Here is a 19,191-nt window from a genome sequence, read left to right as displayed (position 1 = left end):
AGGTAACGAAGGCGGAGCCGCTGCGCCTTGTTCCGCTCGACATGTGAACCAAACGGCGGCGGCAGCGGCGGGAGTCCAGCCTGTTCTGCATAAACTTATGTGCGGCAGTCAGTTTATGCTTTCGGCGCCTGCATCTCTAATGCGGGGGCCGGGCATTGGCGGGCTGCTGCAGCGCAATCTGCAGCCGGGGATGCCTTCAGGGGCAGCCCGGTCCGGCGGTGACGATCAATGAGGAGGACCCGTGGCGGCCAGTCCACGCGAAACACGCGAAGCCAAGAGGCGCATCCAGCAGATGGAGGCCAAACGCGAGCTTCGCCGTGATCAGGAGAAGCGCCGCAAGCGGGACAACCTGATAGCGGGAGGTGCGGGAGCGGCAGCGGTGATACTCGCCGTCGTGCTTCAACTGACGGTGTTTGCCGGGAACCCGACCGAAGCGGAATTCGCCGCCGCCGAGGCGGACCTGGCGACGTCGTCCGCATCCGCTTCCCCCGCTCCGTCGGCGTCCCAGACCAATGCGGCGAACATCCCCAAGCCCGCGACGGCGGCCGGCAAGACGTTCACCGGCGAACTGAAGCTGAACAGGGGCACACTGGGCGTGCAACTGGACGGCACCAAAGCCCCACAAGCAGCCGCGGTATTCAAGTCCCTGGCCGACCAGGGCTACTACAAGGGCGTCAGCTGCCACCGCCTCACCACTGGCGACAACTTCGGCGTCCTGCAGTGCGGCTCCAAGACCGGCGATGGCAAGGGCGACCCCAACTACGTCTGGGGCCCACTGGAGAACACGCCGGCAGACAACCAGTATCCCGCCGGCACCATCGCGGTGGCCCGTACGGGCAACAACGCCTACGGCAACGGCACTCAGTTCTTCATCGTCTACAAGGACACGGCCATTCCCGCCGACTCCGCCGGCGGCTACACCATCGTGGGCAAGGTGACCTCTGGCCTGGACACCGTCACCAAGATTGCGGCGGCAGGTCTTAAGACGGGCGAAAGTGACACGGACGGCGCACCGGCGGAACCAGTCACGATAGACTCATTTTCTCTGAAGTAGGAACCTTGTGGCGCCAGTGGCCACCGGCGACTTGTGAATGAGTATTTTCCTCCAAGCGAAAGACTTTTAGCGGTGACAGACAGTCAGAAATCCGACGAAACAGCAGCCGAAGTGACCGAGGTCCAGGCTTCCCCCGAGACCGTGGATGGAGCACAGTCCGTGGAAGCGGCCGAGCCCGTGCAGGCGACGCAGGCCGACGAGGCAGTACAGCCCGGGGATGCGGCACAGCCCGACGCCACGCAGGAAAGCCCGCAGCCCGAGGCTGTGCAGGAGGACACCGCTCCGGCGGAGTACGCCGCCCCGGCCGAGGCCTCTGCTCCGGCGGAGGACGCCGCCCCGGCCGAGGCCACTGCCACAACGGAGGACGCCGCCAGCCCACAGCCGGAGGCTGTGCAGGAAAATCCGGCAGCCAGCCCGGCACCATCACCGCGTCCGACGCCGGCACCCCGGCCCGCGCCGACGCCCGCCGCGTTTGCTGCTCGCCCCAAAACAGGTCCGGCCGCCACAGCGGCTCCGGTGCAGGCACCGCCTTCCACGTCGCTGGCCGAAGCTGCCCGCTGGGGCCGGGTGGAGGGCGACGGCCACGTCTTCCTGACCATCGACGGCGAAGAGCACCCGGTCGGTCAGTACCCGGACGTCAGCAACGACGAGGCACTTGCCTACTTTGCGCGGAAGTATGACGACATCGTCGCCCAGGTTGTCCTGCTGGAACAGCGCGTGGCCTCGAAGGCCCCCACCACTGACATGCAGAAGACCGTGACGCACCTGCGGGAGCAGCTCGCTGAACGCAACATGGTGGGCGACATCCGGTCCGCTGAGAGCCGGCTGGACACCCTGTCCACCCAGATCACCGAGCTGGAGAAGGCGGAAAAGGCGCAGCACGACGCCGTCCGCGCCGCCGAGCTGGCCGCCCGTGAGGCCATTGTGGCCGAGGCCGAGGCCATCTCCGGAACCGACCCGGCCCAGGTTCAGTGGAAGACGTCCAGCGCACGCATGAACGAGCTGTTCGAAAGCTGGAAGACCGCGCAGAAGAACGGGGTACGGCTGGGCCGCAGCAATGAGGACGCCCTGTGGAAGCGTTTCCGCGCCGCCAGGACCGTTTTCGACCGGCACCGCCGCGCCTACTTCTCCCAGCTGGACAGCAACAACTCGGCTGCGAAGTCGGCCAAGGAGAAGCTGATTGCCGAGGCCGAGGCACTCTCGACGTCCACTGACTGGGGCTTCGCCGCCGGAGAATACCGCCGGCTGATGGACGAGTGGAAAGCATCGCCGCGTGCCAGCCGCAAGGATGACGACGCACTGTGGGCCCGGTTCCGAGCCGCGCAGGACGTCTTCTTCAGCTCCCGCCAGGCTGCCAACGACGAGATCGACCAGGAATACGCTGCGAACCTGTCGGTCAAGGAGGCGCTCCTCGAGGAGGCATCCGGCATCGTTCCGGTCAAGGACATCGCCGCCGCCAAGAAGGCCCTGCAGTCCATTCACGACCGCTGGGAAGAGGCAGGCAAAGTCCCGCGTGCGGACATGGGCCGGATCGAAGCCGGGCTGCGCCGGATCGAGGATGCAGTGCGCCAGGCCGAGGACGAGAAGTGGCAGCGCTCCAACCCGGAGACCAAGGCCCGCACCAACAGCGCCTTGAGCCAGCTCGAATCCGCGATCGCCGGCCTGAAGGATGACCTGGCCGAGGCAGAGAAGAAGGGCGACCAGCGCAAGATCAAAGCCGCCCGGGAAGCCTTGGAAGCCCGCCAGGCATGGCTTGACCAGATTCAGCGTTCGGCTAGCGAGCTCTCCTAGGCAACAGCCATTGCAGGCCCCGCCCCGGTTATCCACATAACCGGGGCGGGGCCTTACCCGTTAAGGCCCCGTCCGGCAGGATAACGGAATGGCACAGTTCTCCCAGCCCCCTGATTCGCAGACACGGGGTGATTCCCCGCCCAGGGACTCCCCCGCACAGCTGCTGGAGCTCTATTCGCCGGGGCTGCCGTTCACCTGGCCGGAGCTCCAGTCCATGGCGTCCGACGGCGTGCTCACGCAGCTCTATCAGCACGGCTACACAGTTCCCGGGACTGCGGCCTCACCGCAGCTGCGGGCACGTGCCGCTGCCCACGGGGTGCCGGCGCCGGTGCGGCGGCGCGTGGTGGCGGGGCGGATGACGGCGGCCTGGATCTACGGGTGCGCCCGCGAACCGGACCGGTTGGCCTTACTCGTGGACGCCAAACGCCGCATCTCCAGCCTCCGCTCGACCCGCGGCTGCACGCTTCACGAAGTCCGTCTCGGACCGTTCGACGTCGTCAGCCTGGGCGGCCTGATGGTCTCAAGCCCGCTCCGGACGGCACTGGACATCGCCTTGCATGTGGAACCCGAGAGGGCAGTTCCTGCCCTGCGGCTGCTCCTGGAGAAGCCGGAACTTGATGTCCGGCTCCGGCTCCTGGTCCTGGCGGTCGAGGCGATGCCACGGCTGCCGCACAAGAACGCAGCTCTGGAGAAGCTGTCGCTGTTAGCTTCTCCGGCGGTTGCCCGTGGTCCGGTAGACGTCGAACACCCCGTCGATCCTCCGCACAGCACTGAGCACGTGGCTAAGGTACTTCGGGTCGCCCATCTCGAAGGCAAACTTTGAGATGGCCACGCGGTCCGTGGACGTGTGGACACTGGCAGCCAAGATGTTCACGTGATTCTCCGAAAGTATGCGCGTCACGTCGGAGAGGAGCGACTTCCGGTCCAGCGCCTCCACCTGGATCTCCACCAGGAAGACGCTTGACTGCGTCGGCGCCCAGTCCACGTCCACGATCCGGTCAGGCTGGTCCTTGAGGCCGGCGACGTTGGTGCAGTCCGTGCGGTGCACCGACACGCCCGAGCCGCGCGTGACGAAGCCGAGAATCGGATCCGGAGGCACGGGGGTGCAACAGCGGGCCAGTTTCACCCAGACGTCGCCCACGCCGCGGACCACCACGCCGGAATCCGAGAACCGGGCCTTGCTGACCTGGGTGGGAATGCTGACTTCGGTGAGGTCGTCATCGGGTGTTTCATTGCCGCCAAGGCTCTCGACGAGCTTTTCCATGACGGACTGCGCGGAGGTGTGGCCGTCGCCAACTCCGGCGTACAGCCCTGAAATGTCGACGTACTTGAAGTCCTCGGCCACGGCGGCCAGCGCGTCGTGCGTCATGAGGCGCTGCAGGGGAAGGTTCTGCTTCCGCATGGCGCGGGTCAGCAGCTCCTTGCCGCGGTCGATCGCCTCTTCGCGGCGTTCCTTGCTGAACCACTGCCGGATCTTGTTGCGTGCCCGGGCGCTCTTGACGAAGTGCTGCCAGTCCTGGCTGGGGCCTGCGCCTTCGGCCTTCGAGGTGAAGATCTCCACCCAGTCGCCATGGTTCAGCTCACTGTTGAGCGGCACGAGTTTGCCGTTGACCCGGGCTCCGATGGTGCGGTGGCCCACCTCGGTGTGCACGGCATAGGCAAAGTCCACCGGCGTGGACCCGGCGGGCAGCGCCATGACCTCGCCCTTGGGGGTGAACACGAACACTTCGCGGGCGTTGATCTCGAACCGCAGCGAGTCGAGGAATTCGCCGGGGTCGGAGGTCTCCTGCTGCCAGTCCACGAGGGAGCGGAGCCAGCCCATGTCGCCGTCTCGCGGGCTGCCGGGTCCGGTGGCGGTCCGGTTCGGCTGGTCCTTGTACTTCCAGTGCGCGGCCACACCGTACTCGGCGCGGCGGTGCATCTCGTGCGTCCGGATCTGAATTTCAACCGGCTTGCCGCCCGGTCCGATCACCGTGGTGTGGAGGGACTGGTACATGTTGAACTTCGGCATCGCGATGTAGTCCTTGAACCGGCCAGGCAGCGGGTTCCAGCGCGAATGCAGGGTCCCCAGGGCGGCGTAACAGTCGCGGACCGAGTCCACCAGGACCCGGACGCCCATGAGGTCGTTGATGTCGTCGAAGTCCTTGTCCCGGACGATCATCTTTTGGTAGATCGAGTAATAGTGCTTGGGCCGGCCGGTGATCGTGGCCTTGATCCTGGCGGTGCGCAGATCGTCCGCGATCTGGTTCCGGATCACGCTGAGGCTCTTTTCGCGCTCCGGCGTGCGGTCGCCCACCATGCGGACGATTTCCTCGTACACCTTGGGATAAAGCGCCGCGAAGGACAGGTCCTCGAGCTCCCACTTGATCGTGTTCATACCGAGCCGGTGCGCCAGCGGCGCAAAGATTTCCAGGGTTTCCCGGGCTTTGCGGGCCGACGACTCGGCGGAGACGAACCGCCAGGTACGCGCGTTGTGCAGCCTGTCCGCAAGTTTGATCATCAGGACGCGGATGTCCTTGGCCATGGCCACGACCATCTTGCGGACTGTCTCGGACTGGGCTGCCTCGCCGAAACTGACCTTGTCCAGCTTGGTGACGCCGTCAACCAGCATGGCGACTTCGGGGCCGAAGTCCGCCCGGAGGTCCTCAAGGGTGTAGGGCGTGTCCTCCACCGTGTCGTGGAGCAGCGCAGCCGCAAGGGTGGTGCCGCTGAGCCCCAGCTCGGCGAGGATCGTCGCGACGGCGACGGGATGGGTGATGTAGGGGTCGCCGCTCTTGCGCTTCTGCCCGCGGTGGCTTTGCTCCGCCACCACGAACGCCCGCTGAATGAGGTCGAAGTCTTCCTTGGGGTTGTTCGCCCTGACGGTCCGCAGCAGCGGTTCCAGGATGGGTGAGTACGTCGCGGTGCTTCGGCCCGTCAGCCGTGCCAGGCGGGACCTTGTGCGCTCACGCCGGCCCGGGAACGTTGGCCGGACGCCAGAGTTGTCCACGGGCACACCCGGCGCCGGGCGCCCGGCAGCCACCAGCCCAGTCTGCTGTCCCTGGCCCGGACCGTTGCCTCCGGCTGCCGTTGGCGCCGACGTCGAACCTTCTTCCAATGAAGTACCCCTCACGACCCGTTTAATTATCCCAGTGTATTCCCGCTCCGGGCCCGACCGATAACCGCGTCCGTCACCAGCGGCGCAGCCGGGCACGCAGTCGAGTACGCAGCCGGCCCGATGCGGCTTAGAGAGAGTCGCATAACGCAAAGACCGGACGCCGTCGGGGTGACGACATCCGGCCTAAGGGCAGGTACTCCAGGCCTGTGGCAGGCGCCCCAGGTTTCTTGCGGGCGCCCTAGGCTTTTGCGGGCTCGGCGGCTGCAGCCTTGGCAGCGGCGTCCGCGCGGCGCTGCTTGACACGCTGGGCCTGCTTGACCAGCGGCGCCTCGCCCTGGCGCAGCCAGGCGTACATCGGCGCGGAGATGAAGATCGTCGCGGCGGTGCCGATCAGGATCCCGACGAACAGTGCGAGCGAAAGGTCGCGCAGGGTTCCGGCACCGAGCAGGCCGGCCCCGATGAACAGGATCGCCCCGACCGGGAGGATGGCGACCATCATCGTGTTGATGGAGCGGACCAGGGTCTGGTTGACGGCCAAATTGACTTCCTCGCCGAAGGTCCGGCGCGTGGAGGAATCGATGTCGGCCGTGTTTTCACGGATCTTGTCGAACACCACGACCGTGTCGTAGAGCGAATAGCTGAGCACCGTCAGGAACCCGATGATCGCCGACGGCGTGACCTCGAAGTCGCTGAGGGCGTACACGCCGGCCGTGATGAACATCGTGACGAGCATGCCCGCGATCGCCGAGAGGGACATCTTCCAGGTACGGAAGTAAAGGGCCATCAGGACCGTCGCGAGGGCAACGAAGACCACCAGGCCAATCAGGGCCTGCTTGGTGACGTCAGCACCCCAGGTGGGGCCGACGAAGGTGGAGGTCACCTCGTTGTCAGTCACGCCGTAGGCCTTGGTGAGGCCCTCCTTGATCTTGAGGGTCTCGTTGTCGGAGAGTTTGTCCGTCTGGATCCGCATGGTGGTTCCGGCGACGTTCGCGACGCGCGGCACACTGCCGGGAACGACGTCGTGGACAGCCTTCTCGCCTACGGATGCCTCGGTGGTCTTGACGTTGGACACCGTGAATTCAGAACCGCCACGGAACTCGATGCCCAGGTTGAAGCCGCCCTTGGCCAACGGGATAAGGATGGACAGCGCGACAGCCGCGGCGGCCACGAGGAACCAGATCTTCTTGGACCCGACGAAGTCGTAGGAACGCTTGCCCGTGTAGAGCTCGTTGCCGAATTTCGCGAAACTGGACATTACTTGCCCTCCTTGGCCGGGCCCTTGGAGGAACCGGCGAGCTGCTCCTGCTGCTCCGCGCGGCGGCGTTCAGCGATGGTCATCCGGCGCTCAGCCTCGGCCGCGGCACCGGTGTTCTTGGCGCGCACCACTGACGGCTTGTCCTCGGGGCTGCGGAGCCTGCCGGCGCCGCGGTAGAGCGGCACCGCGCCGAGGCGCTCGGGGTCAAGACCGGAGAACTTGTGGCCCTCGCCAAAGAACCGGGTCCTGGCCAGCTGCTGCAGCGTCGGATGCGTGAACATGAACACGACGATGAGGTCGGCGATGGCCGTCAGGCCGAGGGTGAAGGCAAAGCCCCGCACGTTGCCGACGGCCACGAAGTACAGCACCAGCGCGGCCAGGAGGTTGACGGCCTTGGATGCCAGGACGGTCCGCTTGGCTCGCTTCCAGCCGTTCTCCACAGCCGACACCAAGCCGCGGCCTTCGCGGAGCTCATCACGGATACGTTCGAAGTAGACGATGAATGAGTCCGCGGTCTGGCCGATAGACACGATGATGCCGGCCACACCGGCGAGGGAGAGCCGGTAATTCTCGGTCCAGCCAAGGATGGCAATGGCGAGGTACGTGAGCGCACCCGCCACCACCAGCGACGCGATGGTGACGAAGCCCAGCGCACGGTACTGGAACAGCGAGTAGACAACCACCAGCAGCAAACCGATCAGGCCAGCGAGGAGGCCCATCCGGAGCTGCTCACCGCCGAGGGTGGCAGAGATCTGCTGCTCGCTTTGGATGTCGAAGCTGATGGGCAGGGCACCGAACCGGAGCTGGTCGGACAGTGCCTTGGCGGACTGCTCGGTAAACCCACCGGTGATCTGCGGGCGACCATCGGTGATCACGGCCTGGGACCGCGGGGCCGATATGACCTGGTCATCCAGGACGATGGCGAACTGCGACTTGGGATCGCTGCCGGTCTCACCGCCAGCGGCAACGTAGAACTGGTTAAGACGCTCGGTGACCGTCTTGAACTTGGACGTACCCTCGGCGTTGAACTGGATATTCACAGCCCATTCGTTGGTGACGGCGCCCTGGGCGCCCTGCTGGAGTTGGAACGTCGAGCCCTGGATCTCCACACCCTTGACCTCGACCGGACCCAGGATGTACTTGATCGCCGGTGTCTGGTCCGTGGCAGGCTCGCAGGTGACCAGCGGCTTGGCCGGGTCAGAACGTTGCTGCTTGTCCTGGGCCGGGTTGTCACAGTCAAGGGCCTCGAACTGCTTCTGGACGTCCGCGGTAATCCAGTTCGTATCGCTGGCGTTCGTCGGCTTGGCCGTCGGCTTCGGCAGCTGGGCGGCAGGTGTCCGCTGCGCAGCGGGAACCGCTGCGCCCGCACCCGTGACGAGGACCGGGCGGAAGTTCATGTCAGCTGAGGCCTGGATGAGGGCGCGGGTCTGCGAGGACGGAGTGCCGGGCAGGCTCACCACCACGTTGCGGCCGGACTGCGTGCTGATCTCAGCCTCGGCAACACCCGAGCCGTCCACACGCTGACGGATGATGGCCACCGCCTGGTTGAGCTGCTCCTCGTTAATGTCCGAGCCACCCTCAACCTTGGGTGCCAGGATCATCTGGGTGCCGCCCTCCAGGTCCAGGGCCAGCTTCGGGCTCCAGCTGGCAACCCCGGACATAGTGCCGCCCGCAAGGACGGCCGTCATGGCAGCCAGGATTACGCCAAGCCAGACCAGCACCCGAAGGGATGGTTTATTGCGGCCAGTTCGTGCCATTGCCTATCTTTCTATTAATTGCGGAGGGCCGCCGGAGCGCGCCTTTCGCACCCGGCGGCTCCGCAGCCGTAGACAGCTGTACTGCGCGTAAGCGGCGGACTAGATGTCCTTCTTGCCCTCGTCGTTGAGGCGCTTGAGGGTTTCGTCCGGGGTTTCGTCGGCCGTGCCGGCCTTGGCTTCAGGGGTCAGCGAGTCCTCGGCGGTCAGTGCCGATGCATCGTCCGGGACAACCTGGGTTTCGGCGGCAGGTTCCACGATCTTGTTCACGGCCTGGCGGTGGACCGTGGCCAGGTGGCCAGGCGACAGTTCCAGGACAACCTTGTTCTCTGCGTCATCAATCGACACGATCCGGCCGAACAGTCCGAAACTGGTCATGACCTCAACGCCCGGAGAGAACTGCGACTGCAGCTCAGCCTGCTGCTTCTGGGTCTTTTTGTTGCGGCGGAACATCATGAAGATGAAAACGCCGAGCATGACGAACAGCAGAATGGTCATGATGTCGATGCCGCCGCCGGACTGCGGCTGGGCCTGGGCACTAATATGTCCGAACAAGTGAAGTTCCGTTCTGTACTTGCGTAGCTGGTTGACAGCGACGTCCGCTTTGCACCGGGCTGCCCGCCCGGACGCGGGAGACCGGCGCGGGCGGCCCGCCGAAGCGGGACACGGAAACAAAGCCCGGACGTGCCGAGCGTCTTTCCAGTCTAGAGGGAAAAGCTGGGAGGGTGCTGCTATTGGGTGCTGGAAACCCATTCAGATGACGATTCTTCATCGCCCGGGCCGGACCCGAAAAGGTCCAGGGTTTCCTGCCCGAAGACCCCTGCCGGTACTGCCAGCCCAAGGTGGGTCCAGGCCGGTGCCATGGCGATCCGGCCCCTCGGCGTCCTGCCCAGCAGCCCTTCCCGGACCAGGTACGGCTCGGCGACCGTCTCCACGGTCTCCGGCTCCTCCCCCACGGCGATGGCCAAGGTTGAAAGGCCCACCGGGCCGCCGCCGAATTTGGTGATCAGCGCCTCCAGCACTGACCGGTCCAGCCGGTCCAGCCCGCGCTTATCCACTTCATACATGTCCAGTGCGGCAGAGGCCGAACGGGCATCAATCTGTTCGATCCCGTGGACCAGCGCCCAGTCCCGGACCCGCCGCAGCAGCCGGTTGGCGATGCGTGGGGTCCCGCGTGACCGTCCGGCGATCTCAGTAAATCCGGCCGAGTTCACCTTCAGGTCGAGGAGGCCGGCGGACCTGCGCAGCACTAGCTCAAGCTCCTCCACCGAATAAAACTCCAGGTGGCCCGTGAACCCGAACCGGTCCCGGAGCGGACCCGGAAGAAGGCCGGCGCGCGTGGTGGCACCCACAAGCGTGAAGGGCGGCAACTCCAGCGGAATGGCCGTGGCACCGGCCCCCTTGCCCACCACGATGTCCACCCGGAAGTCTTCCATGGCCATGTAGAGCATTTCCTCGGCCGGACGGGACATCCGGTGGATTTCGTCCAGGAAGAGGACCTCGCCCTCTGACAGTGAGGAAAGTATGGCGGCGAGGTCGCCGGCGTGCTGGATGGCCGGGCCGCTGCTGATCCGCAGCGGCGCATTCATCTCGGACGCGACAATCATGGCGAGCGTAGTCTTGCCGAGGCCGGGAGGACCGGAAAAAAGGACGTGGTCGGCACTGCGCCCGCGCATCCGTGATGCCTGCAACACGAGGGAGAGCTGCTTGCGGACCCTGTGCTGGCCCACGAAGTCGTCGAGGTTCTTGGGCCGGAGCGCCGCCTCGATGGCCCGCTCCTCCGGCTCCTCTCCCCCGGCGACCAGGGACGGCTCAGCCACGGCTGCCTACCCTGTTGCCCGCCCGGGCTCCGTCCTGGCCGAGCCACCGCAGCGTGGTGCGCAGGATTTCGGCTACGTTGCCTTCGCCGGCAAGTTCCGGCGCGTCTGCGAGGGCCTTGTCGATGCTGCCCGTGGCGTCCTTCTCGGACCAGCCCAGGCTGGTCATGGCGGCCACAACCTGCGGCTTCCAGACGCCTTCAGATGACGCGGCCGGCGCTCCCGCGGGCGTCGCCGTGCCGTGCGGAACCAGTTTCCCGGCGAGTTCCAGGACGATGCGCCCGGCAACCTTGGGTCCGATGCCCGGGACCTTGGTGAACGTTTTGCTGTCCCCGGTGTGGGCCGCCACGCGGATGGCCTCGGGGTCGTGGACGGCGAGGACCGCGAGGGCGAGCCGCGGGCCCACACCGCTGACACTGAGCAGAACGTCGAAAACTTCCCGTTCGTCGTCGCTCGCGAAGCCGAACAGGGTCAGGGAATCCTCCCGGACGATCAGGGAGGTGAAAAGCTTCCCCTCCTCGCCGGCCCGCAGGTTGCTGAGCGTCTGCGGCGTCGCGTAGACGCTCATGCCGGCACCGTTGAGGTCGATGACGGCGGTGGACAGTCCGACGTGCGCCACGGTTCCGCGGAGAAAACTAATCAAGGCCGGGGCTCCTGAACTTGCGCCGGCAAAGAACCGACTATCCGAACATATCTACGAATACCCTAGCAAGCGCCGGGGACATTCAGCGTGCACGGCGCGCCTTGGCCTCCGCCTCGGCCCAGGCGCGCTGGGCGGGCGTCAGCGACTGGCTGCCGGGGCCGGTGGTGGCTACGCTGGCGCCGCTGCCCGCTCGCCATGCGTGCGTGATAGCGAGGGCCAGGGCGTCGGCCGCGTCTGCGGGACGCGGCGGAGCGTCGAGCCGGAGAATCTTGGTGACCAGCTTGGTCACGGCCTCCTTGTTCGAGGATCCGCTTCCCGTCACCGCCGCCTTGACCTCCGACGGCGTATGTAAAGCCACGGGAATGCCGCGCCGGGCCGCGGCGGCGATGACGACGCCGGAGGCCTGGGCCACGCCCATGACCGTGCTGACGTTGAGCTGCGAGAAAACTCGTTCCACCGCCAGCACATGTGGCTCGTAACGGTCGAGCCAGTCGTCGATGGCCAAGGCGATCACCAGCAGCCGTTGGTCGAGCGTTTCCTCGGGGGACGTCCCCACCACGCCGACGGCCACCATGGTGGCCCGGCGGTTCCTTTCGACGTCCACCACGCCGATGCCGCAGCGGGTCAGCCCAGGGTCGATGCCCAGTACGCGCAGCGTCACGTGCAACAGCCCCGGTCCGCCACGCGGAAAATCACTCGGCTTCCAGGGCAGCCTGAACTTCGTCGCTGAGGTCAGCGTTGCTGTAGACGTTCTGGACGTCGTCGAGGTCCTCGAGGGCGTCAACGAGCTTCATGAACTTCTTGGCGGCGTCAAGGTCCAGCGGCACCTCCATGGAGGGCACGAACTCGGCCTCGTCGGTGTCGTAGTCGATGCCGGCTTCCTTGAGCGCGTCGCGGACAGCCTGCAGGTCCTTCGGGTCCGAATGGATCTCGAAGGTGTCCCCGTTGTCCTTGACTTCCTCGGCGCCGGCGTCCAGCACGGCCATCAGGACGTCGTCCTCGGTCAGGTCGTTCTTGGGCAGGGTGACCACGCCCTTGCGGGTGAACAGGTAGCTGACCGAGCCGGGGTCGGCGATGGTCCCGCCGTTGCGGGAGATGGCCAGACGGACCTCGGATGCCGCGCGGTTCTTGTTGTCGGTAAGGCACTCGATCAGCAGCGCGGAGCCCTGCGGGCCGCGGCATTCGTACATGATCTCGGTGTAGTCCACGACCTCGCCGGTAAGCCCGGCGCCGCGCTTGATGGCGCGGTCGATGTTGTCGTTCGGAACGGAAGTCTTCTTGGCCTTGGTGACGGCCAGTTCGAGTCCGGGGTTGCCCGCGAGGTCCGGGCCGCCCATGCGCGCCGCGACTTCGATGTTCTTGATCAGCTTGGCGAACGACTTTGCCCGGCGGCTATCAATGATGGCCTTCTTGTGCTTGGTCGTTGCCCATTTGGAGTGGCCTGACATGCTTTACGCTTCTCCTCTGATCATGCGAATAAAAAGTTCATGCACGCGCTTCTCCCCTGTCACTTCCGGATGGAAGGAGGTGGCCAGCAGCTGGCCTGAACGCACTGCAACAATTCTAGCCGTCCCCCGCAGATCGGCCGCGTGGGAGGCGTGCTCCTGGTCGGCCGGTTCCACCTGCGCCAGGACTTCAACGCCGGGGCCCACGCGCTCCACCCAGGGCCCGCGGATGAACACCGCGTGAACCGGAGCTACGCCCTGCTCGGTGGCGCTGAACTCCAGGCCCTTGAAGTCGAGGTCGGTCTCAAAGGACTCGCGCTGCCGGCCGAATGCGTTGCGGCGCACCGTGATGTCCAGGCCGCCGAACGTCTGCTGGGGGTTGCCGGCGAGGTCTGCGGCGGGGTCGGCGATGTCGTGCGCCAGCAGGATCATGCCGGCGCAGGAGCCGTAGACCGGGAGTCCGTCGGCGATCCGCTGGCGCAGGGGATCGGCGAGGTCGAAGGCGCGGGCCAGCTTGTCGATGGCCGTCGACTCGCCGCCGGGGATGATGAGTCCGTCAAGTCCGTCGAGTTCCGCGGGGCGGCGGACACTGACGCCGGTGGCGCCCGCGGTCTCGACCGCCCGGAGGTGCTCACGGAAGTCGCCCTGCAGCGCCAGTACGCCGATGCGCAAGCCAGATCCCGGCTTTTCGGGCATGCCGGCCGGGCGCGGAAGGGCGCTGGAAAGGGAGTTGGTCATCTAAACAGCATAGTGTCCCGGGCACAAACAACGGTTCCGGCCGCCGGGCGCCCGCCACATTGCATGCCGCTGCTGGGATATATTACAGAGCATGTTTTCCCTCAGCGTTCCGCTCGGTAAATTCGTTCGCCGGGTCTCCCGGCTCAGGGGCGGAGGCTCTGCATTCCCCGGCCTGGTGGTCGAAAAAATCGATCCCGGTTTCATGCAGCGGACCCTGTCCACCCTTCCCCACGGCGTGGCCGTAGTAAGCGGTACCAACGGCAAGACCACCACCACCAAGATGGTAGTGGAGCTGCTGGAAAGCCAGGGCCTGAAGGTGTTCACCAACCGCACGGGCAGCAATTTCACCCGGGGCGTGGCGGCCGCCCTGATCGGCGACGTCGACTGGCGCGGACGGCTCGACGCCGATGTTGCCGTGCTGGAGCTGGACGAGGCCCACGCCGTGCACTTCGTCAACCGCGTCCCGCCGCGCTACAGCCTCCTGCTGAACGTGCTCCGCGACCAGCTGGACCGCTTCGGTGAGATCGACAAGACAGCCCAGCTCCTCCAGCACATCGCCTCCAAGACAACGGGGACAGTGGTGCTGAACCGCGAGGATCCGCGGGTGGCCCGGATCGCCGGTACGCTGCAGGGCCCCGAGGTCCTCTACTTTGGCCTGGACGACTCGCTGCTGGGCACCTTCCCCAGCGACGATGAACTTCGCGCCGGGCCGGGCAGCCCCGTACCTGCGGTACCGCAAAGGCCCCAGGCCGACGTCGTTCTCCGCCGCGTGGGTGCCGATGACGCAGACTTTGAGTACGACGGCGTCACGGTCACCACCGGGATGAAGCTCCGCGGTGTGTACAACATCTTTAACGCCGCGGCTGCGCTGGTCCTGGCCCGCAGCATCTGCGGCAGCGGTGCCGCCACGGCGGACCACGGCACCCTGCTGAAGGCTCTGTCCGAGGTGGCCCCGGCCTTTGGGCGCGGCGAAAGCCTCACGGTGGACGGGCTCCCCCTGGATCTGGTCCTGGTCAAGAACCCGAGCGGCTTCAGGCTGGGCCTCAAGTCGTTCCCCTCGGGTGGCTACGCCACCATGATCGCGATCAACGACAACTACGCTGACGGCCGCGACATGTCCTGGCTGTGGGACGTCGATTTCGACTCGCTGCGCGCGGAAGGCGTGGACCAGGTCAGCGGCTCCCGGGCGTACGACATGGCCCTGCGCCTGCAGTACGACGAAGTGCAGATCGGGTCGGTGGACACTGACATCCCGGCCGCACTGGCCGACTTCATCCGCAAGGGCAAAGGCAAGCCGAAGCGCGTCTTCTGCACCTACACCGCAATGCTCGCCATCCGCCGTGAGCTGTCCAAAATCACCACAGTGGAGGTGGTCTCTTGACCCCCGAATCGACCGCCGGCACTACCGCGTCAAAGGGAACCATCCGGGTCCTGCAGCTGTACCCGCGGGAGATGAACATCTACGGCGACTGGGGCAATGCCCTGGTGCTGCAGCAGCGCCTGAAGTGGCACGGCTACACCCCGGAGCTGCTCGAGTACAACGTGGGCGACGAGTTCCCGGAGGGCGTGGACATCATCCTTGGCGGCGGCGGGCAGGACAGCGGCCAGCTCGTCATCCAGGACGACCTCCAGTCACGGGCCAGCCTCCTGAAGGGGATGGCCGAGGACGGCACGCCCATGCTGCTCATCTGCGGGCTGTACCAGCTGTTCGGCCGCTTCTTCAAGACCCGCTCAGGCCCGGTCATTCCCGGCATCGGTGTTCTGGACGTGGAGACCCACGGCACCGACGAGCGGCTGATCGGCAACGTCAAGGTCACCACCGCGGAGTTCGGCGAGGTCCTGGGCTACGAGAACCACAGCGGCCAGACCACCCTTGGCCCCGGCGTCGCACCTCTGGGGACGGTGGCGAAGGGCACGGGGAACAACAGCAGCGACGGCCAGGAGGGCGCCCGGTACCGCAACATCGTGGCCAGCTACCTGCACGGTTCCCTGCTGCCCAAGAACCCGGCCATCGCCGACTTCCTGATCCGGACCGCCGTCGAACGCAGGTACGGAACCTTCGCACCCGGCGAGGCGGATGACCGCTACGCCATCCTGGCCCGCGAGCACGCGGCCCGCCGGCCGCGTTAGGAGCAACCGCCCCAAGGACAGCACACGGGTCTCAGCGTTCCTTGGTGACCAGCAGCTCGCGGGCTCCGGCCTGGGCCGCGCCCATGGACTCCACCACCTGTTTGGTCCGCAGCCGGGTGTCTGCGTCCGCCGCGGGACTGGCGCAGACGCCCTGCGGGGCGTCAGCGGCCACAGAGCACCAGCGGTAGGGGGCGCTGACGATGACCGACGGTGCCCAGGCGACGTCAGATGCGGTCCACTTGCCGGCACTGTCCTGGCTGAACTGTGCCCGGAGCAGCAGGCCCTCGTTGTTGACGACGTACGTCGGGGACAGTTCTGTCACGCCGTTGCCCAGGCCGTAGGCGATCCAGGTTCCCTTGTACTTTTCGACGGGCAGCACCGAGTGCGTGTGGTGCCCGTAGATCATGGTGAACTGGCCGCTGTCCGCCAGCGCGTGCGCCACGTCCAGCTGCTGGGCGTTCGGGGCACTCGCGTACTCGTCCCCCGCGTGCATGGCGCCCAGGACGATGTCCGCGCCCAGCTTTCTCGCCTCCTTGGCCTTGGCGATCATGGCGGGCGCGTCGAGCATGTCCACCTGCCACGGCTGTTCCGGGACCTGCCCGTTGAGTCCATAGGTGCCCTCAATGACGGCAATCCGGGCGGCGTCGGTCTGCAGGATGAGGATGCCCTTGGACTCCGCCTGCGTCCGGTACGAGCCGGTATGCTCCAGCCCTGCTGTATCCAGCACATCCAGGGTCCTGACGAGGCCCTCGGTGCCCTGGTCGATGGTGTGGTTGCTGGCGGTGGTGCAGGCGCGGTAGCCGACCGACTTGGCGGCAGCGGCAATCTGCGGCGGAACGTTGAAGGAAGGATACGCGGAGAAGGGTCCCCCGGGGAGGGCCACCGGCGTTTCCTGGTGGCAGATGGCGAGGTCGCTCTGTTCAATGTAGCGCCGCTGCCCTTCCAGCAGCGGGCCGAAGTCCAGCCCCTTGACCCCGCCGGCGACGGCATCTTCGTGGGCCTGTTGCCACAGTTGGGTGTGCACCAGCATGTCACCCGTGAGCAGGACGGACGTGCAGCGGACCGATGCGCACGCGGGACCGGCACCCGGGGTTGGTGTGGGTGCGGCGCTTGGTGTGGGGTCCGCCGTCGGCGTTGAGGGTGCAGCGCTCCCGGCGCTGGACTGCGTTGCCGGGCTCGAAGGCTGCCCGGCCGCACTGGCAGGCTGGCTGCCGGCCGCACCGCCGGACTGGCTGCCCGGCTGCGGCCGGGCCTGCTCGGCGGCCACGCCGCAGGACGCCAGCCCCGCCATCAGCAGTGCAGCAGCGGCCGCCTGAAACGCACGGCCAAAGACGTTGTTGTTCCCCATGACCCCAGCGTAAGTCCGCGGCACGCCGACGGCGGGCAACCCGCCCGTAGAAGCACGCCAAAACATTGTGCGCCGCAGAGCTGCATGAAAGGGTTGCTTCATGGCCAATCCCCTCCTGTCCCCCAGCGCCCTGCCCTTCGGCCTGCCGCCGTTTGCCGACATCGGCGACGACCACTACGCCGAGGCGGTTGACGCCGGGCTCACCGACCACCTGGCCGAGATCCAGGCCATCGTGGACAACCCCGAGCCCGCCACGTTCGACAACACCGTGCTGGCGATGGAGAAGTCCGGCCGCCTCCTGGACCGCGCCGCCGCTTCGTTCTTCACCCTGGTTTCGGCCGACGCCTCCGAGGCCATCAGGAAGCTGGAGACCGAACTGTCGCCCCGCTTCGCCGCACATCAGGATGCCGTGTACCTGAACCGGGCACTCTATGAGCGGTTCGCCGTCGTGGAGACCGCTGGCCTTGACGCCGAAGCCGCAAGGCTCGTCGAGGAGTACCTCAAGGAGTTCCGCCAGTCCGGGATCCAGCTGGACGACGCAGGCCAGGACCGGCTCCGTTCGCTGAACGCCGAGCTGTCCCGGCTGGGCACGGAGTTCGGGCAGCGCGTCAAGGAGGCGATGAAGTCTGCCGCCCTGCTGCTGGACAGTGCCGATGACTTGACCGGCCTTCCCACGGATGAGATCGCCAGCGCCGCGGAAGCAGCCCGGGTTGCCGGGCATGACGGCAAGTTCCTCCTGACGCTCATCCAGCCAAGCAATCAGCCGGCCCTGGCCTCACTGGACAACAGGGACGTGCGCCGGCGGCTCTTCGAAGCATCCGTGGCCCGCGGCAGCACCGGCGGTGACCTCGACGTCCTCGACCTCGTGAAATCACTGGTCCGGCTCCGCGCCGAAAAAGCCGCCCTGCTGGGCTTCGCCAACTATGCCGAGCTGGTGGTGGACCGGCAGACGGCTCCGGATTTCGGAGCTGTCCGGTCCATGCTGAACCGGCTGGCACCCGCGGCCGTCCGGAACGCCGACGCCGAGGCCGCGGCCCTGGCCGAGAGCGCAGGCCACCCGCTGGAGGCCTGGGACTGGGCCTACTACTCCACGAAGGTGCGGCAGGAACGGTACACCGTGGACGAGCAGGCCCTCAGGCCATACTTCGAGCTGGACCGGGTACTGACCGATGGCGTGTTCTTCGCCGCGACCTCGCTCTTCGGCATCACCTTCCATGAGCGCAAGGACCTCGCTGGCTACCACGAGGATGTCCGGATCTGGGAGGTCCGCGACGCTGACGGAACAGAGCTGGGGCTGTTCCTCGGCGACTATTACACCCGAGAAACCAAGCGGGGCGGCGCGTGGATGAATTCGCTGGTGGACCAGTCGGCACTTCTGGGCACCAAGCCGGTGGTCATCAACAACCTGAACATCTCCAAGCCGCCCGCGGGTGAGCCCACCCTGCTCACTCTCGACGAGGTGCGCACCGCGTTCCACGAATTCGGCCACGCCCTGCACGGCCTGTTCTCCAACGTCACCTATCCCCGCTTCTCCGGGACGTCGGTACCTCGGGACTTCGTGGAGTACCCGTCCCAGGTCAACGAAATGTGGATCATGTGGCCGGAGGTGCTATCCAACTACGCCCGCCACCATGCCACCGGGGAGCCGCTGGCCCAGGACGTCGTCGACCGGCTCAACGAGTCCCGCCTGTGGGGCGAGGGGTTCGCCACCACGGAGTACCTCGGTGCGGCGCTGCTGGATCTGGCCTGGCACGTCCTGGACACCGACGGCGTTCCGCAGGACGCCCTGGAATTCGAGGCGAAGGCGCTGGCCGCTGCAGGCGTGGCACATCCGCTGATTCCGCCACGCTACCGGACGGGCTATTTCCAGCACATCTTCGCGGGTGACGGCTACTCTGCGGGCTACTACTCCTACATCTGGAGCGAGGTGCTGGACGCCGAGACCGTGGACTGGTTCACCGAGAACGGCGGTCTCAGCAGGGCCAACGGCGACCGGTTCCGCGCCGAGCTGCTCTCCCGCGGCAACAGCCGGGACCCGCTCGAGTCGTTCCGCACCCTGCGCGGCCGCGACGCCGCCCTCGAGCCCCTCCTCAAGCGCCGCGGCCTCGAGTAATATTGG

General features: G+C 66.6%; 16 protein-coding genes. 6 read left to right on the top strand and 10 right to left on the bottom strand.

Going from position 1 to position 19,191, the window contains the following annotated elements; genetic code table 11:
* Positions 1-241 precede the first annotated feature (241 nt).
* The 3 genes from CXZ05_RS09510 (at position 242) to CXZ05_RS09500 (ending at position 3,668) form a co-directional block, all read left to right on the top strand.
* Entirely contained in the window at positions 242-1,054 is an 813-nt protein-coding gene (locus tag CXZ05_RS09510; protein ID WP_102972351.1) for a peptidylprolyl isomerase, read from the top strand.
* Positions 1,055-1,126: 72 nt separating this feature from the next.
* Positions 1,127-2,845 (top strand): DUF349 domain-containing protein, encoded by a 1,719-nt coding sequence (locus tag CXZ05_RS09505; protein ID WP_102972350.1) that lies wholly within the window; start codon positions 1,127-1,129, stop codon positions 2,843-2,845.
* Positions 2,846-2,933: 88 nt separating this feature from the next.
* The gene (locus CXZ05_RS09500) at positions 2,934-3,668 is read left to right on the top strand and encodes a type IV toxin-antitoxin system AbiEi family antitoxin (RefSeq protein WP_146033080.1); all 735 of its coding nucleotides are present in this window, start codon (positions 2,934-2,936) and stop codon (positions 3,666-3,668) included.
* Here CXZ05_RS09500 and CXZ05_RS09495 read toward each other — a convergent pair.
* The 9 genes from CXZ05_RS09495 to pdxT all read right to left on the bottom strand — a co-directional run bounded on the left by CXZ05_RS09495 (position 3,549) and on the right by pdxT (position 13,594).
* Complete coding sequence (locus CXZ05_RS09495) at positions 3,549-5,942, bottom strand: bifunctional (p)ppGpp synthetase/guanosine-3',5'-bis(diphosphate) 3'-pyrophosphohydrolase (RefSeq protein WP_102972349.1); 2,394 nt, start codon at positions 5,940-5,942, stop codon at positions 3,549-3,551. The genes CXZ05_RS09500 and CXZ05_RS09495 overlap by 120 nt on opposite strands.
* Before the next feature lie 238 nt (positions 5,943-6,180).
* Positions 6,181-7,197 (bottom strand): protein translocase subunit SecF, encoded by a 1,017-nt coding sequence (gene secF, locus CXZ05_RS09490; RefSeq protein ID WP_102972348.1) that lies wholly within the window; start codon positions 7,195-7,197, stop codon positions 6,181-6,183.
* The gene (gene secD, locus CXZ05_RS09485; RefSeq protein WP_102972347.1) at positions 7,197-8,954 is read right to left on the bottom strand and encodes a protein translocase subunit SecD; all 1,758 of its coding nucleotides are present in this window, start codon (positions 8,952-8,954) and stop codon (positions 7,197-7,199) included. The genes secF and secD overlap by 1 nt, the downstream gene beginning before the upstream one ends.
* A gap of 99 nt (positions 8,955-9,053) precedes the next feature.
* Positions 9,054-9,449 carry a preprotein translocase subunit YajC gene (gene yajC, locus CXZ05_RS09480; protein ID WP_102972424.1) on the bottom strand — a complete coding sequence of 132 codons (396 nt, stop codon included), beginning with the start codon at positions 9,447-9,449 and terminating at the stop codon, positions 9,054-9,056.
* 233 nt (positions 9,450-9,682) lie between these two features.
* A complete protein-coding gene (gene ruvB, locus CXZ05_RS09475; protein ID WP_102972346.1) occupies positions 9,683-10,771 on the bottom strand; it encodes a Holliday junction branch migration DNA helicase RuvB in 1,089 nt (362 codons plus the stop codon).
* Complete coding sequence (ruvA, locus tag CXZ05_RS09470) at positions 10,764-11,411, bottom strand: Holliday junction branch migration protein RuvA (protein WP_102972345.1); 648 nt, start codon at positions 11,409-11,411, stop codon at positions 10,764-10,766. Before ruvA ends, ruvB begins: the two co-directional genes overlap by 8 nt.
* A gap of 82 nt (positions 11,412-11,493) precedes the next feature.
* On the bottom strand, positions 11,494-12,072 hold the full coding sequence (gene ruvC / locus CXZ05_RS09465) for a crossover junction endodeoxyribonuclease RuvC (protein ID WP_102972423.1): 579 nt from the start codon (positions 12,070-12,072) through the stop codon (positions 11,494-11,496).
* 31 nt (positions 12,073-12,103) lie between these two features.
* The gene (locus tag CXZ05_RS09460; RefSeq protein ID WP_003800675.1) at positions 12,104-12,859 is read right to left on the bottom strand and encodes a YebC/PmpR family DNA-binding transcriptional regulator; all 756 of its coding nucleotides are present in this window, start codon (positions 12,857-12,859) and stop codon (positions 12,104-12,106) included.
* 3 nt (positions 12,860-12,862) lie between these two features.
* The gene (gene pdxT, locus CXZ05_RS09455; protein ID WP_102972344.1) at positions 12,863-13,594 is read right to left on the bottom strand and encodes a pyridoxal 5'-phosphate synthase glutaminase subunit PdxT; all 732 of its coding nucleotides are present in this window, start codon (positions 13,592-13,594) and stop codon (positions 12,863-12,865) included.
* Between the two features lie 91 nt (positions 13,595-13,685).
* Here pdxT and CXZ05_RS09450 point away from each other — a divergent pair, with 91 nt between their 5' ends.
* Positions 13,686-14,975 (top strand): Mur ligase family protein, encoded by a 1,290-nt coding sequence (locus CXZ05_RS09450; protein ID WP_102972343.1) that lies wholly within the window; start codon positions 13,686-13,688, stop codon positions 14,973-14,975.
* Positions 14,972-15,724 (top strand): type 1 glutamine amidotransferase, encoded by a 753-nt coding sequence (locus CXZ05_RS09445; RefSeq protein WP_102972342.1) that lies wholly within the window; start codon positions 14,972-14,974, stop codon positions 15,722-15,724. The genes CXZ05_RS09450 and CXZ05_RS09445 overlap by 4 nt, the downstream gene beginning before the upstream one ends.
* Positions 15,725-15,755: 31 nt before the next feature.
* Here CXZ05_RS09445 and CXZ05_RS09440 read toward each other — a convergent pair whose 3' ends face one another.
* Positions 15,756-17,072, bottom strand: coding sequence for a CapA family protein (locus tag CXZ05_RS09440; RefSeq protein WP_258006518.1), 1,317 nt, complete (start codon positions 17,070-17,072; stop codon positions 15,756-15,758).
* Positions 17,073-17,172: 100 nt separating this feature from the next.
* On the opposite strand from CXZ05_RS09440, the gene CXZ05_RS09435 reads away from it, so the two are divergent.
* Positions 17,173-19,185: a M3 family metallopeptidase gene (locus tag CXZ05_RS09435; RefSeq protein ID WP_102972341.1), complete on the top strand. Its 2,013-nt coding sequence runs from the start codon at positions 17,173-17,175 to the stop codon at positions 19,183-19,185.
* Positions 19,186-19,191: the final 6 nt, after the last annotated feature.

The organism is Arthrobacter sp. AFG20 (genome assembly GCF_002892795.1).
Taxonomy (GTDB): Bacteria; Actinomycetota; Actinomycetes; order Actinomycetales; family Micrococcaceae; genus Arthrobacter.
The sequence above is the reverse complement of the archived record's forward strand: the minus strand, read 5'-3'. Positions and strand labels throughout refer to the sequence as shown.